Below are 15,460 nucleotides of genomic sequence, written 5' to 3'. Positions count from 1 at the left end.
AAAAGTCCCCTTTCCTACGATCCCTTGGGAATGTAAACATATACATCTATTATACTGAATTGTAGGGTGCCTGTACAAGTTAAGGCTGCTTTGTTGTTTGTTTGTCACAGTTGCATAGACTTTTTCAATCATAAAAGACCACGGGAAATGGATACCCCCGTGGTCTTTACTTATTTAACGATTAATAGTCAACGAGTTCGCTTTTCAACAAGTAATTTTAACGCCGTACGCCCTTCACCATTAATCTCAATATCGGTGAAAGCAGGCGCACATATGAGATCGGAGCCGCTTGGAGCGACGAATCCCCGCGCAATTGCAACTGCTTTCACTGCTTGATTTAATGCACCTGCGCCTACTGCTTGCATTTCTGCGTAGCCTTGGTCCCGGATTACTGCGACAAGTGCACCTGCTACCGAGTTCGGATTCGAGCGAGATGATACCTTCAATGGATTCACCATTATTCCTCCTTATTTTCCGATGTCTATGGAATGGATATCTCCATAAACTATCCTATGAAACGGAGGTGATGTTTAGACGCGAATCAACCTTTGAGCGGACGGTCTTCATTGATGCTAACGCGCTCGATTGCTAACGCTTTGCCTGTTTGGTCATCTAGTTCAACGAAAAGACCGTTCAATTGTGTTCGTCCATTTTTAGGCACTTCAAAACGAACCGGTAAATTGGTACGGAAACGGTAGATGACGTCTTCTTTCTTCATCCCCAGAATCTCATCATACGGACCTGTCATACCAGCGTCCGTTAAATAGGCGGTTCCTCCTGGCAAGATGCGGTCATCCGCTGTCTGGACGTGCGTGTGCGTTCCTACGACGACAGAAGCCTTACCATCAAGATGCCAGCCCATCGCAATTTTTTCACTCGTTGCTTCTGCGTGGAAATCGACGAAGACAAGAGGAGAAATTTCTTTAGCCTCTGCTACTAACTTTTCAGCCTTTTCAAACGGATCCCCGTGTGGCGGTAAAAATGTTCGTCCGTGCAAATTAATAATAGACAACGTCACGCCATTGCGTGAAATAGACGTCATGCCTCTACCAGGCGCCTCATCTGAAAAATTCGCGGGACGAATCAGATAATCCGTTTCATCGATAAAATCATAAATTTCTTTGTGATCCCATGTATGGTTACCCATCGTTACCACATCCACCCCTGCACGCAGTAGGTCGTCGAAAATCGCTTTGGTAATCCCTCTTCCAGATGCCGCATTTTCACCGTTGGCAATAATCACATCCGGACTATACTTTCTTTTCAACCGTGGTAAATAATCATACAGCATATCCCGTCCCGGTGAACCTACGATGTCGCCAATAAATAATACTTTCATATCAATTCTCTCCCAATAGAAAAGAGACTTCCGGACCGAAGTGCACGGAAGCCCCTTTTTTTCATTTTTAACTTTTGTTCTTTATTTTGCGTATTCGACCGCTCGTGTTTCACGGATGACCGTTACTTTAATATGTCCTGGATAATCGAGTTCTTCCTCAATCCGTTTTCGGATATCTCTCGCCAGGCGATGCGCTGTAATATCATCAATTTGATCGGGACGAACAATAATTCGAACCTCACGACCAGCTTGAATCGCGAATGATTTCTCTACTCCGTCATACGATTCTGAAATCTCTTCGAGCTTCTGTAATCTACGGATATAGTTTTCAAGTGTTTCACTGCGTGCACCTGGTCTTGCAGCGGATAATGCATCTGCCGCAGCGACAAGCACCGCAATCACCGATGTCGCCTCTGTATCCCCATGATGGGATGCGATACTGTTAATGACTACCGGATGTTCTTTGTATTTCGTTGCGAGTTCCACACCGATTTCAACATGACTACCCTCTACTTCATGGTCAATCGCTTTTCCGATATCATGAAGAAGTCCAGCACGTCTTGCGAGTGTAACATCTTCCCCAAGCTCAGCTGCTAATAGTCCAGCAAGATAAGCCACTTCCGTTGAGTGCTTCAAGACATTTTGTCCATAGCTTGTACGGAATCGCAATCTACCAAGGATCTTGATAAGATCTGGGTGTAAATTGTGGACCCCAATATCAAATGAAGTTTGCTCTCCCGTCTCCCGGATTAGCTCATCGACTTCACGCCTTGACTTATCGACCATCTCTTCAATACGAGCTGGGTGAATTCGTCCATCTTGCACAAGTTTCTCCAACGCAAGACGTGCCGTTTCCCGTCGTACCGGATCAAAGCCTGATAGGATAACTGCTTCTGGCGTATCATCGATAATCAAATCGATACCCGTCAGCGTTTCAAGCGTTCGGATATTACGTCCTTCGCGCCCGATAATGCGACCTTTCATCTCATCATTTGGTAGATTGACTACCGAAACCGTTGTTTCTGCGACATGGTCTGCCGCGAAACGTTGCAAGGCAAGGGAAAGGATTTCACGTGATTTCTTATCTGACTCTTCTTTTGCACGTTGTTCTGATTCCTTTGTCATAATCGCGATATCTGTCGCCAGTTCCTGCTCTACTTCACCCAGAATAAGCCTTTTCGCTTCATCTCGAGTCAATGCCGATACTCTTTCAAGTTCCGTTTGTTGAACGGCAACTAGTTCTTCCGCCTTGCGTTCCATCTGTTCGATATGCTGTTGTCTTCCGGTTAGCGTTTCTTCTTTACGCTCCAGACCTGCTTCTCTTTTGTTTAGAGCATCATCCTTGCGGTCATGATTTTCTTCCCGTTGTAAAAGACGGTTCTCCTGCTTTTGCAGTTCCGCTCTTCTTTCCCGGATCTCTGATTCCGCTTCAATTCTCAGTTTGTGAGTTTCATCCTTCGCTTCTAAAAGTGCCTCTTTTTTCATAGCCTCTGCTTCACGCTTCGCCTCTTCGACGATTTGTTCAGCGGTGTGTTTGGCACCCGTCACTTTTGACTCATTCACGTTCTTATTAAACAAATAGGTAACACCAGCACCAACGAGCAGACCGACCAAAACGGAGATGATAATTTCTAACAACATTTAGGTCACCTCTTCCTGTCGTTCTTGTCATTTTCAGTCGGTTCGTATTTCTACTTACAACATAACTGCCAAAATCAATTTTAGGATATTAATTATACAATTCTAATTGTATCCGTGTGAAAATGACATGTCAAGGTTTCACGAGCCTTCCTTACGTTTTATTACACAGAATAGGGATCAATATCTTCCATTCTCGTATTTAGTTGATCAATGAACACTAATATTTCTTTTAACTCTCCGCGGCTCATGGGACTGCCTGCGCTCAGTTTATATGCCTAATCATTTGTTCAACTAATCTTAAGAAAAAAAGCCAATCGCCCGTTGTAGGGGAATTGGCTTTTGAATTAGCTGATTACTTTTCGTCAAGAAGTAGTTCCAACTCTTCGTCTTCATCATCTTCGTCATGACCAGCAATTATATAGTTTGCACTTGCAAGACCATAAGACTCACGGATTTTATTAGAAATCTCTGCACAGACAGCAGGATTTTCTTTCAAGAATTGCTTCGAATTCTCGCGTCCTTGTCCGAGTCGTTCTCCTTCGTATGAATACCATGATCCACTCTTCTGAACAACCTCGACTTCAACACCAAGATCGATAACTTCACCTTCTCTAGAAATCCCTTCACCATACATAATATCAACTTCTGCTGTACGGAACGGTGGTGCTACTTTATTTTTCACAACACGAATTCGGGTCTTGTTCCCAACAATATCATTGCCTTGTTTAATCGCTTCGCCGCGTCGCACATCTATACGCACGGAGGAATAGAATTTTAGTGCACGTCCACCAGGTGTCACCTCAGGACTTCCGAACATGACGCCTACTTTTTCACGAATCTGGTTAATGAATACGGCTAGCGTATTAGACTTGTTAATAGCACCAGAAAGTTTACGTAGGGCTTGTGACATCAGACGAGCTTGTAACCCAACGTGCGAGTCACCCATCTCCCCTTCGATTTCCGCTTTTGGCACAAGTGCTGCAACGGAGTCGACAACAATAATATCAACAGCTCCACTTCGGACAAGTGCTTCAGCAATTTCAAGCGCTTGCTCCCCCGTATCTGGTTGAGAAAGCAGTAACTCATCAATATTTACACCTAATTTACGTGCATAAATTGGATCGAGCGCATGCTCTGCATCGATAAATGCGGCTGTTCCGCCGTTTGCTTGTACTTCTGCAATCGCATGAAGAGATACTGTCGTTTTACCAGAACTCTCAGGTCCATAGATTTCGATGACACGTCCGCGTGGATAGCCACCTACTCCTAGTGCTGCATCAAGTGCAAGAGAACCCGTTGAAGATGTTGAAATTTCTAGGCCCGTTTTTTCGCCCAACTTCATAACAGACCCTTTACCGAATTGCTTTTCAATTTGTTTTAATGCCATATCTAAAGCGGCTTTACGATCGCTCAAATTATTTCCTCCCTTAGGGTGTGTTCTGTTTTATTTACCTGTCTAGCTCCAGCGCCTAGGGGCTTGGGTCATAAGCCAACCTAGCAGGGAAGGTTTGAACTTCATCCTTCCTATGTGGCAAAGAGCGCCACGTCTCTAGTTCGTCTTATGCCTGGCGCCCCTACCCAGGCGCTTCCGCTTTTCTATCTATCTCTACTATACTCCGTTACTCAGAAATGTTCAATCAAAAAGCGAACATTTATTCTAAAAAAGTTTTCAACATCCTAGTTTTAAGTGAGAAAAAGGAAGATATTTGATTTTTAATTGAGAATACGGGCCAAACTTTAATTTTGACCTTCTATTTCAGTTAGCAATTGAATGAGGTAGTAAAGCGCAAATCTAGCTGATCTAAGTCGATTAGCATTTCTTGAACCTGATAGGAATAGCTTATATGTTTTTGGTTCTTCGTCTTTGTAAGCAATGCCAATCCACACCGTACCAACGGGCTCCCCATCATGAGGCGACGGGCCTGCTGCACCCGTTAGTCCAACTCCGATATCTGTTGCAAACTTCCGTTGAACACTTGTTGCTAGAGCCGCAGCACATTCCTCACTGACAATGCCAAATTCATCCAACAATTCACTATCTACACCGAGCTGAGAAATTTTCACTTTCTCATTATAGACAATGACACCACCTTCAAGTGATGCACCTATCCCCGGCTCACCTGCCAGTTCCGCCGTGAACAATCCTGCAGTTAAACTCTCGGCTGCGGAAATCGTCCAGCCATTTTGAATGAGCAATTCTGCAGCTTTGGAGGATAATGTATCATCATCGATTCCATAGATAAATTCCCCAACAATTGCTCGAATTTCTTCCTCAATAGGGGCAATCAGTGCCAATGCCTCATCTGTAGACTGCGCTTTCGCCGTCAAGCGTAAGGTCACTGCATCAGCAGTCGCTAACGGCGCGACTGTCGGATTCGTTTGCTTATCTAAAATCGCTTGGATGCGGTATTCGAGATCCGCCTCCCCAATGCCATAAAACTTCAACACACGCGATGTGATCACTTCTTTGTTCCCCGTTGCGCCTAACAAGTAGGGAATCGCTGCATCTGTGAACATCGGTTCCATTTCATGTGGCGGACCGGGTAGTAGAATGTATTGCACGCCGTCTTTTTCTACAGCCATGCCAGGCGCCATCCCTTTACGATTCGGCAACACATGAGCGCCTTTAAAAACAAGTGCTTGCTTCTTATTATTGTCTGTCATCACGCGTCCACTACGCTCAAAATAGTTTTGAATATAACCAAGTGCCTCGTCATCACTGACTAATGTTGTCCCAATATGCTTCACAATGGTTTCTTTTGTCATATCATCTTTCGTCGGTCCCAGTCCACCTGTAAAAATCAACACATCCGCACGTTGCCGCGCAATGGTCAACACTTCATCCAATCGGGCTGGATTGTCACCCACAACCGTTTGATAATATACATCGATACCAATTTCTGCAAGTTTAGATGAAATGAACTTAGCGTTTGTATTGGTAATTTGACCAAGTAATAACTCAGATCCAACCGCAATAATTTCAGCTTTCATGTTTCAACATCCCCCTTACATCGAATCCAGTAACACACGTCTATTTTTATAGAAATAGTCGACACCTGACCAAATTGTAAATAGTAGCGCAATATACAACATAATCATGCCGAATGGCACACCGATTGATTCAAAAAAGATATTATTCAATAATAATGATGTGATTGCCAAAATTTGTGCAACCGTTTTTATTTTCCCAAGCTGATTCGCTGCCACTACTTCTCCTCCACCAGCAAGAATGAGTCGCAGCCCTGTCACCGCAAATTCACGGCTAATAATGATAATGACAATCCATGAAGGTGCCGTTCCCAATTCAACAAGAATAATGAATGCGGCTGAAACGAGTAATTTGTCTGCCAATGGGTCCAAAAATTTCCCCATATTGGTAACGAGTCCATATTTCCTTGCAATGTAGCCATCAAGCCAGTCAGTTATAGAAGCAACAATAAAAATAAGTCCGCCAATTAAATGGCCTGTCTGAATCTCTGTGCCGGCAACATGTACGCTGCCAAAGCCAAAATCAACAAGCATAAAAATCATGAAAACGGGAATAAGCAACACACGGGATACCGTGATTTTGTTTGGTAAATTCATTCGATACACCTATCCTTTCAAAGAAAATAGTCATCTAGGCAGATGACTATTTTCCTTACTGTATTCAATATTAATATTTTGTGCAACGCCATCTTTGGCTGGTACCCCATATTCAAGCAGCTCTCCATTGACATAGATTTCTGTCAACGTTGGGCGCCCCACACGGATTCGAACTTTAGATGTTGCCGTCAGGTCAAATGCAACGGTTTCTCCAGCATTCATCACATCTGCCTTTGGAGTCATCCATTCTTTCCCTGTATTATCTTTCACACCAATCCATGAACCTCCGTTTGTGCGGATTTCCAGTTGGAACGTCTCCGCATCGGTAAGTGTATAGATTGAAGTTTCTCCGCTACCACTTTTAAACGACAGGGATTGTGTCGGCTTTTCGGGCTCTTCTACCGGTGGTTCTTCTGTCGTTGGTTCCTCAATCGGCTCTTCTTTATCTACTACATCGACTTTGCCTACTTCAGGTTTCTTTTCCATTGTGATCGGTTGTTGAACATTTCCGTTCTCTTTCGGCTTATTAGACGCAACATATTGATAAAGGAACCAAAAGACAACGATAATAACGATGATAAATAAGGCCACAATCAATTTTGGCATCATTTCGTTTAATTGCGTGTTGCTTTTTAACCCTCTTTTCCGCGTCATTGTTGGCGTGGAAATTTGACTTGCCTCTTCTTCAGATGTGAGCGTAGGAGTCATATCCTTATACATATCTAACATTTCGTCAGGATTAAGCCCTACTGCCTCCGCGTATTGCTTGATAAAGGCACGCACATAGAAGGATCCTGGCATCATGCTATAATCTTCACTTTCGATACCCAATAGGTACCGTTTCTGTATCTTTGTTATGGACTGTAAATCATCCAATGTAAATCCTTTTGCCGTTCTCGCCTCTTTGAGACGATCACCTAATCCGGTCACACAAAACACCTACCTGTTCAGAAGTTAAATAAGCCCGAACCACCCATTGCCCCCTGGTCAGACATCATATGGTTTTTTTCCATTATATCATATGTAATTTCCTGATCTGGGTCGGTTCTTAATTCAATAATGTAATCAAAATCTTCGATGGAGTATTCCGAATGCTGCACAAACATATCTGGATGCTCCACCACTTTTATAGATGGCATCCGCATCATTTCCCTGACCAGTTGCATATGACGCTCATCCTCCGCACGACGCGTCACGATACCATCTAAGATGAATATGTTATCTTTGGAAAATTCATCACCCATCAACTTATTGCGCACAGTCTGCTTGATCATCGTAGAGGACAGAAAGATCCATTTCTTGTTCGCACAGACACTTGCGGCAACAATCGATTCTGTCTTACCAACACGAGGCATCCCACGAATTCCGATTAGTTTATGGCCATCTTGTTTAAAGATCTCCGCCATGAAATCAACCAAAATCCCCAGTTCACTTCGAAGGAACCGAAAAGTTTTCCGCTCATCTACATCACGTTGAATATAACGACCATGTCGGACCGCCAAAATATCGCGCAACTTCGGCTCACGAATCTTCTTTACCTGAATTGTATCCATCGTCGAAGCGATTTGCGCAAAACGTTGAATTTGGTCGTCATTGTCGGTACGTAATAACATCCCTCGATGTCCGCCATCGACGCCATTGATGGTGACAATGTTGACGCGGAGCATCCCAAGTAACGAAGCAATATCTCCCAAAAGACCAGGTCGATTCACTTGGACTTCGTATTCAAGATACCATTCACCCATCCGACACACCCCTTTATTTTCGATGCGTTACTAGTAGGACGCACAGTAAGCAATATAGTTCTATAATAACGGAAATTACTTATGAATAAAAGGAAAAAAGAAAAAGGGAACTATTTGCCCCTCTTCGCCCTTTTCCCGTCAAATATACCAACCGCCATTAATTTTCATTATCTCACCAGTCATATAATCCGCTTTGCCACTTACCAAGAATTGAACGGCCTCCGCGATATGCTCAGGTGTACCAGTTGTCTGCAACGGAATTTCGTCGATGACCATTTGCCGTTCGTCCAATGGAATCGCATCATTCATGCGTGTATCAATCCAGCCAGGTGCCACAGCATTGACACGGATTCCTGAAAAAGCCGCCTCTTTCGCATACGCCTTGACAAATGCATGCTGTGCCCCTTTTACAGCGGAATACATCACTTCTCCCGCTGCTCCTGTATTGCCCCAAATCGAACCAATAAATACGACATATGACATGTCAAACGCGCGTAATTGCGGTGACACCAGGCTTATAAATCGAGCTGGGTTTTGGACATGGACTTTCCATAATGCATCCATGTCCTCCGCAGTTGTTTCCGTTAACAACTTTAGCATCGACTGCCCATTCGCGACCACAATCGCTTTCACTTGCCCTACTTGTTTCGCAAGCGTTTCCGCACCATTCACACTGCCAAAGTCGGACTGCACGACTCGAAAGTCCGACTCTGGGTAGGCAGCACTCAATTCACTCCGCAATCGATCCGCTTGTAGGCTATTTTCATGGTAATGGAGATGTAACGACCAACCTGCAGCAGCTAACGTGCGACTTATTACTTCTCCAATCCCACCAGAAGCGCCAAGGACGACGCAGTATGTCCGCTCAATCATTGACCCTTGTCAGCCGGAACAACTGAATAAACGGTATGCCCGCTAGCATCAGCAAATGTTTGGAAAGCAGCTTGCAGGTTGTCAACCGTCAATTTTTCAAGTGTTGGAACAACATCGAACAAGTTCATCTTATTGAAAGTATAGCGAGTGAATTGGTTGGCAATAAATTCTGGTGAGTTCAATGAACGCATGAATTGCCCAATTTTCTTCTTGCGCATCCGATCAAGTTCCACAGGGGTAATCGGCCATTTCTCTACGGCGTCCTGAAGTGTTTTGCGGATAGCACTTTCCAGTTGTTCAGGTTGGTCCGTATCAGACCCGACCATAGCGAAACCAAATCCGTTTTCAAGCGTGAAGTCATAGGAGAATGATTCATCAATCAGACCCTCTTCATAAGCAGCTGTATAGAACGGAGATGTTCTGCCAAACAAAAGATCCAATACAAGACCTGACGACAGTTCCTGAATCAGCATTTCTTCTCCCTCTACATCCGTCTTGTTACACTTCAAGCCCATATTAAATTTCGGCTTAGAAATATCCATTGCAAGTGTTCTTTCGCTAATTGCAGTGGCATCCAGTTCAGCCGGGAAAATTCGAGCAATGTCTGCTGGCTCATCAAATGTTTTTGCATCTTGATTCTTTTTGATGAAGGTCATCATCTCATCTGGATCAACCGACCCGACAACGAACAGCACCATATTCGACGGATGATAGAACGTTTCATAGCATTCATATAAATGTTCCGCTGTAATATCTTGAATGGATTCAACCGTTCCCGCGATATCAATTTTCACCGGATGTTCATGATACATATTTTCAATCGTCCCGAAATAAAGCCTCCAATCGGGCTCATCATCATACATCGTAATTTCCTGGGCAATAATCCCCTTTTCCTTATCAACCGTCTTTTCCGTGAAGTACGGTTCTTGTACGAAGTCGAGAAGAATTTCCGTATTGTCGTAAAGCTTATCTGTAGCAGAGAATAAATAAGCAGTTCGTGTAAACGACGTAAAGGCATTGGCAGAAGCCCCGTTCACACTAAACTTTTGAAAGACATCGCCATCTTCTTTTTCAAATAATTTATGCTCTAGGAAATGGGCAATACCATCTGGCACGGTGACTTCTTCCTTCTTGCCACGAGGAATAAACGTCCGATCGACAGAACCATATTTTGTTGTAAACGTTACAAAAGTTTTTGAAAATCCACGTTTCGGTAAAATGTAGACATCGAGCCCATTGGACAGTTTCTCGTTATATAATGTTTCCTGTAAATTATCAAATTCAATCTTTTTCATTTTACGGCCTCCTTGCCGGATAACAGATAAACAATTTCCAGCGTGATTTCAGAAGCCATCTGTTGGACGTCCTCTTTTGTAACAGCTTGCCATCCCGCAATTAGTTTTTCTGCTGTGAAATGTTCATCTTGTTCTTTATATTGATCGAACACTTCAATCTGTCCTCTCGCCGAATCAAATGCACTTTTAATGCCATTGGCAAGTAACGCTTTCGTCTGGTCGAGCTCTAGCGCTGTGATATCCCCTTGCTGAAGTGCCACAAGCTGCTCTTTAATCAGGTTTACAGCCTTCTCTTCAAGATCCGCATCAATACCTGCCATGACATAGATCAAGCCGTAGTGAGAAGCATAAGCACTGGATGCGTAATACGCCATGCTTTCCTTTTCACGAACGTTCATAAATAGCTTACTATGCGCAAACCCTCCGAAAACTCCGTTTGTCACTTGCATTTTTGCATAATCTGGATGTTTGAATGTGATAGGTGTGCTAAAACCTAGATGTAATTTCCCTTGTTTCATATCCTGTTGTTCCCCGACATGTTGAACAGCCACTGTTTGATCGGCTGGAACCTGCGTTCCTAGCTGACGTTCACGTGTTGGACGCGCTTTGAATGTGAACATCTTTTTCACTTTCTCAATCATGACGTCGGCGTCAATATCCCCTACGATGTACAGGTCAATTTCATCTTTGTCTAGCATGTCTTCATAAGACGCAAATAATTCGGCTGATGTTATTGCCTGGACATCTGCTTCTGTTCCATATGAAGACGCAGATGCAGCTTGATTCGGTCGAATAAGCTCCAGCATCCGTTTTTGGGCATATCTTGTTTTATCGTCATAGAGGGAACGAATTCGTTCGATAACAGAACGTTTTTCACGGGCAACAATGGCTTCATCGAATTGACCATCCACAAGATTCGGTTCAAAGATTGTGGTTTGGATTAGCCCTAGCACTTCATCCAAAACGCCGCCTTCTGATAAATACTCGTCATTCACGCACTCAGCATACAGAGAAAAAATATGTGTGTTGCCACGTTTGGCAACATCCGTGTAAAGGACTGCGCCATATAATTCGTCTAATGTATTGCGAAACGCCGTTTGTGTCCGGTAACGCCCGTTAGAATCTTGTAGGACATTCGACAATACTGCGCGTTGTGCTGATTTCTTTTCATCGAGGTCCGTTTTCCATTTCACGGAGAAATTGACCGTTTTGAATTGATCCGACTTGCGGATATATAATGTGACGCCATTTTGAAGCTCAACTTTTTTGAACATACAAACACCTCTGTTTTCGTTAATATGCGGAATCCTAACCTCACTATACATTCCGTTTGTCCGAATAAGCAAATAATAATGAACAGCGCCTGGAGCTAGACAACATTCAAAAAGCTGCCCGAAATCTGCAAAACCAGACTTCCGGGCAGCTATATGGTTAACGCTGTCCTTTAATATATGGTTGCCCAGTTGCTTTTGGTGCATTCGCTTTGCCGATAAATCCTGCAAGTGCAAGAATCGTCAGAACGTATGGAAGAATATGCAAATAGACGGAAGGTACATTTTGTAAAAAACTAATGCTAGACGCACTGATGGCCAGCGCCTGTGCAAATCCGAAGAATAGAGCAGCACCCATCGCACCAATCGGATGCCATTTCCCGAAGATTAGCGCCGCAAGCGCCATGAATCCTTGCCCATTAATCGTCGAGTGACTAAAATCATTCGTCATCGTTTGAGAATAGATCGCCCCACCGATACCAGCAAGTCCACCTGAAATAATGACTGCAATGTAACGGATTTTCGTGACATTGATCCCCATTGTATCCGCAGCCATTGGATGTTCCCCAACCGAACGAAGACGGAGACCAAATGGCGTTTTAAAGACGATAAACCAAGTCAGGAATGCCAGCCCGATTGCTAAAAATGATGAACCGTAGACCCCTTTAAAAAATAAAGGTCCGATAAACGGAATCTCATGTAAAAATGGCACGTTAAAACGTGGAATACTATATTGGATAAAGTCTGTTTGCCCTTTATCAAAAATCAATTTTACCGAGAATAGCGCAATCGCAATCCCCAGCATATTAATAGCAACCCCTGATACAACCTGGTCTGCTCGGAATGAGATCGACGCAACAGCGTGCATAATAGAGAAGATCGCCGCAACGAGCATCGCCGCAACCAACGCAAGCCACGGTGTCCAAGCACCGAACACGTCTGCGTAAAACAGGTTAAAGAGAATACCGATAAAAGCACCCATCACCATTAGACCTTCTAATCCGATGTTCACGACACCTGAGCGTTCGGAGAACAAACCACCGATTGCTGTAAAAATAAGAGGGGCGGCATATGAAATTGTCAACGGAATGACGAAATACAGTACTTCGAGAAAACTCATATCACTTTGCCTCCTTTTTCTTCTTCATCTTGCTGAGTAACACCCGGATAATATAACCCGATGCCACAAAGAAGATGATGAGTGCAATAACGATGGAGACAATCTCAATCGGGACGCCAGCTTCGTTCGGCATATTATTCGCACCATATTTTAACGAGCCGAAAAGAGTAGCCCCAAAAATAATTCCGAGTGGTGTATTGGCACCAAGTAGGGCAACGGCGATACCGTCAAACCCAATACCCGTAAAGGCACCACGCGACACCATATTACCGAATGTCCCTAGCGCCTCCATAGCCCCAGCAAGACCGGCAAATGCACCCGATATAACCATCGATAGGACAATGTTTTTCTTAACATTCATCCCCGCATATTGTGAAGCATGTTCATTAAATCCAACCGATTTAAGTTCATAACCCATTTTCGTTTTTTCTAACATAAACCACATCACAGCAACCATTGCTAGTGCAACAAGAATTCCATAATGTAACGTAGAGAAATCCGTTAAATTAGCTAAAAATTCTGATCGCAGAGAGGCTGTCTCATGGATTTTTTCGGTCTTATAACTACCATCTGAAACGGCTTTAATAAGTGCATTGACCGTATGAAGAGCAATATAGTTCATCATAATCGTAACGATTACTTCATGAACATGTAGTTTTGCCTTCAATATTCCAGGGATGAGTCCCCACAGTGCTCCTGCCGCCGCTGCCGCAAGAAGTGCCAGTGGCAAATGAATAATCTTAGGTAACTCAAACGCCATACCCACATAGGCTGCAGCGAACCAACCCACAATCAGTTGACCTTCTACCCCAATGTTGAATAGTCCCGTGCGGAAAGCAAAAGCAACTGCAAGACCCGCTAAGATATAAGGACTTATTTGTCGAATTGTTTCACCTATAGAGTACGAACTACCGAAAATCCCGTTCCATAGCGCAGTATAGCCTGCAACCGGATCATGACCGCTTAACAACATAACGACTGCTCCTACAAGCAATCCGAGAATAATAGAAATAATTGGTACTAATAGATTGAGAACTCTATTTGACATCGTGCTCTTCACCTTCTTTCCGTGCAACTTCTTCTTTCGTTTGCCCTGCCATCAGAAGGCCTAGCTCCTGTTCATTCGTCTCCGTTGGAATCACTGTGTCAACGATCGTGCCGTCGTAAATAACCGCAATACGATCCGAAACATTCATCACTTCATCCAGCTCAAACGAAATGAGCAAAACAGCTTTTCCATTATCGCGTTGTTCAATCAGTCTTTTATGAATAAATTCGATGGCTCCCACATCAAGCCCACGTGTCGGTAGTGCCGCAATTAGTAAATCTGGATTACGATCCACTTCACGACCGATAATCAGTTTTTGCTGGTTACCACCCGACAATGCTCGGACCGGCTCATGCTCACCCTGCGTCCGTACATCATACGTTTTAATGATGTCATTGGCCTTTTCAGATATCAGTTTATAATTAATGATACCGTTTTTAGATATAGGTGCCTGGTAATACGTTTGCAACGCCACATTATAACCTACCGAAAAGTCGAGCACCAAGCCGTGTTTATGACGGTCTTGTGGAATGTGACCGAGACCCGTTTCTGTTATCTCACGTGGTTTTCTACCCGTAATATCTTTCGAGTCCAAAAAGATTTTCCCACTCTTCACTTTACGGAGACCCGCAATCGCTTCGATTAATTCAGATTGACCATTGCCGTCAATACCCGCAATCCCAACAATCTCTCCTTTGCGTACGGAAAGATTTAACCCTTTCACTTTTGGAATCCCACGGTAATCATCGACAACAAGATTTTCTACGCGAAGAACTTCCTCTTTTGGATAAGAAGGCCCTTTTTCTGTTTTGAACGTCACTTGACGTCCAACCATTAACGTAGCAAGCTCTTCAGGATTTGTTTCGTCCGTAATGACTGTTCCAATCCCTTGCCCTTTGCGGATTACTGTCACGCGATCAGAGACGTCCATAATTTCTTGAAGCTTATGGGTAATAATAATAATAGATTTACCTTCATCCACTAATTTCCTCATAATTGAAATCAGTTCATCGATTTCTTGTGGTGTTAACGAGGCTGTCGGTTCATCGAAAATGAGAATCTCGGCTCCCCTATAAAGCGTTTTCAAAATTTCTACCCGTTGTTGCATCCCCACTGAAATGTCTTCAATTTTGGCATAAGGATCTACTTCGAGGCCATATAACTTTGAAATGTCAGCTACTTTTTTAGCTGCATCCTTAATATTGATCATACCTCTTTTTTTAGGTTCATTACCGAGAATGATATTTTCTGTCACCGTCAAATTTTCAACGAGCATGAAATGTTGATGAACCATGCCGATGCCAAGTTCGTTAGCGACGTTAGGATCTGTAATTGCCGTTACTTTTCCTCGTACTTTTATTTCTCCAGCTTCAGGCTGATACAGTCCGAATAACACGTTCATCAACGTAGATTTACCCGCACCATTCTCACCTAAAAGCGCGTGAATTTCGCCCTTTTTCAGCTGAAGTGTAATATTATCATTTGCAACAAAATTACCGAATTCCTTACGGATGTTCAGCATCTCAATTACATATTCCACTAG

General features: G+C 43.5%; 14 protein-coding genes. All 14 read right to left on the bottom strand.

What is annotated here, in order from left to right; translation table 11 throughout:
* Positions 1–188: 188 nt before the first annotated feature.
* Positions 189–455: a stage V sporulation protein S gene (locus ACIQ0H_RS02435; RefSeq protein WP_403410390.1), complete on the bottom strand. Its 267-nt coding sequence runs from the start codon at positions 453–455 to the stop codon at positions 189–191.
* 86 nt (positions 456–541) lie between these two features.
* Entirely contained in the window at positions 542–1,339 is a 798-nt protein-coding gene (locus tag ACIQ0H_RS02430) for a TIGR00282 family metallophosphoesterase (protein WP_403410387.1), read from the bottom strand.
* 81 nt (positions 1,340–1,420) lie between these two features.
* On the bottom strand, positions 1,421–2,980 hold the full coding sequence (gene rny / locus ACIQ0H_RS02425; RefSeq protein WP_403410384.1) for a ribonuclease Y: 1,560 nt from the start codon (positions 2,978–2,980) through the stop codon (positions 1,421–1,423).
* 352 nt (positions 2,981–3,332) lie between these two features.
* Complete coding sequence (gene recA / locus ACIQ0H_RS02420) at positions 3,333–4,394, bottom strand: recombinase RecA (protein ID WP_403410382.1); 1,062 nt, start codon at positions 4,392–4,394, stop codon at positions 3,333–3,335.
* A 323-nt stretch (positions 4,395–4,717) separates the two neighbouring features.
* Entirely contained in the window at positions 4,718–5,971 is a 1,254-nt protein-coding gene (locus ACIQ0H_RS02415; protein ID WP_403410379.1) for a competence/damage-inducible protein A, read from the bottom strand.
* A gap of 15 nt (positions 5,972–5,986) precedes the next feature.
* On the bottom strand, positions 5,987–6,565 hold the full coding sequence (gene pgsA / locus ACIQ0H_RS02410; RefSeq protein ID WP_403410376.1) for a CDP-diacylglycerol--glycerol-3-phosphate 3-phosphatidyltransferase: 579 nt from the start codon (positions 6,563–6,565) through the stop codon (positions 5,987–5,989).
* A 30-nt stretch (positions 6,566–6,595) separates the two neighbouring features.
* A complete protein-coding gene (locus ACIQ0H_RS02405; protein ID WP_403410374.1) occupies positions 6,596–7,495 on the bottom strand; it encodes a helix-turn-helix domain-containing protein in 900 nt (299 codons plus the stop codon).
* Positions 7,496–7,512: 17 nt separating this feature from the next.
* The gene (locus ACIQ0H_RS02400) at positions 7,513–8,310 is read right to left on the bottom strand and encodes a YmfK family protein (protein WP_403410371.1); all 798 of its coding nucleotides are present in this window, start codon (positions 8,308–8,310) and stop codon (positions 7,513–7,515) included.
* A gap of 138 nt (positions 8,311–8,448) precedes the next feature.
* The gene (gene ymfI / locus ACIQ0H_RS02395; protein WP_403410368.1) at positions 8,449–9,183 is read right to left on the bottom strand and encodes an elongation factor P 5-aminopentanone reductase; all 735 of its coding nucleotides are present in this window, start codon (positions 9,181–9,183) and stop codon (positions 8,449–8,451) included.
* The gene (gene yfmH, locus ACIQ0H_RS02390; protein ID WP_403410365.1) at positions 9,180–10,478 is read right to left on the bottom strand and encodes an EF-P 5-aminopentanol modification-associated protein YfmH; all 1,299 of its coding nucleotides are present in this window, start codon (positions 10,476–10,478) and stop codon (positions 9,180–9,182) included. Before yfmH ends, ymfI begins: the two co-directional genes overlap by 4 nt.
* Positions 10,475–11,752 (bottom strand): EF-P 5-aminopentanol modification-associated protein YfmF, encoded by a 1,278-nt coding sequence (yfmF, locus tag ACIQ0H_RS02385; RefSeq protein WP_403410362.1) that lies wholly within the window; start codon positions 11,750–11,752, stop codon positions 10,475–10,477. Before yfmF ends, yfmH begins: the two co-directional genes overlap by 4 nt.
* Positions 11,753–11,909: 157 nt before the next feature.
* Positions 11,910–12,869, bottom strand: a complete 960-nt coding sequence (locus ACIQ0H_RS02380; protein WP_403410359.1) for an ABC transporter permease — start codon at positions 12,867–12,869, stop codon at positions 11,910–11,912.
* Between the two features lies 1 nt (position 12,870).
* Entirely contained in the window at positions 12,871–13,917 is a 1,047-nt protein-coding gene (locus ACIQ0H_RS02375) for an ABC transporter permease (RefSeq protein WP_403410356.1), read from the bottom strand.
* Positions 13,907–15,457, bottom strand: coding sequence for an ABC transporter ATP-binding protein (locus tag ACIQ0H_RS02370; protein ID WP_403410353.1), 1,551 nt, complete (start codon positions 15,455–15,457; stop codon positions 13,907–13,909). Before ACIQ0H_RS02370 ends, ACIQ0H_RS02375 begins: the two co-directional genes overlap by 11 nt.
* Positions 15,458–15,460: the final 3 nt, after the last annotated feature.

Origin of the sequence: Sporosarcina sp. NPDC096371 (assembly GCF_044762865.1) — a bacterium.
Lineage (GTDB): Bacteria > Bacillota > Bacilli > Bacillales_A > Planococcaceae > Sporosarcina.
This window is presented reverse-complemented; position numbering and strand designations above follow the sequence as displayed.

Coding starts and splice junctions, on each gene's coding strand:
- ACIQ0H_RS02430 (WP_403410387.1), bottom strand. CDS start 1,339: ATGAAAGTATTATTTATTGGCGACATCGTAGGTTCACCGGGACGGGAT.
- rny (WP_403410384.1), bottom strand. CDS start 2,980: ATGTTGTTAGAAATTATCATCTCCGTTTTGGTCGGTCTGCTCGTTGGT.
- ACIQ0H_RS02415 (WP_403410379.1), bottom strand. CDS start 5,971: ATGAAAGCTGAAATTATTGCGGTTGGATCTGAGTTATTACTTGGTCAA.
- pgsA (WP_403410376.1), bottom strand. CDS start 6,565: ATGAATTTACCAAACAAAATCACGGTATCCCGTGTGTTGCTTATTCCC.
- ACIQ0H_RS02400 (WP_403410371.1), bottom strand. CDS start 8,310: ATGGGTGAATGGTATCTTGAATACGAAGTCCAAGTGAATCGACCTGGT.
- ymfI (WP_403410368.1), bottom strand. CDS start 9,183: ATGATTGAGCGGACATACTGCGTCGTCCTTGGCGCTTCTGGTGGGATT.
- yfmH (WP_403410365.1), bottom strand. CDS start 10,478: ATGAAAAAGATTGAATTTGATAATTTACAGGAAACATTATATAACGAG.
- yfmF (WP_403410362.1), bottom strand. CDS start 11,752: ATGTTCAAAAAAGTTGAGCTTCAAAATGGCGTCACATTATATATCCGC.
- ACIQ0H_RS02380 (WP_403410359.1), bottom strand. CDS start 12,869: ATGAGTTTTCTCGAAGTACTGTATTTCGTCATTCCGTTGACAATTTCA.
- ACIQ0H_RS02375 (WP_403410356.1), bottom strand. CDS start 13,917: ATGTCAAATAGAGTTCTCAATCTATTAGTACCAATTATTTCTATTATT.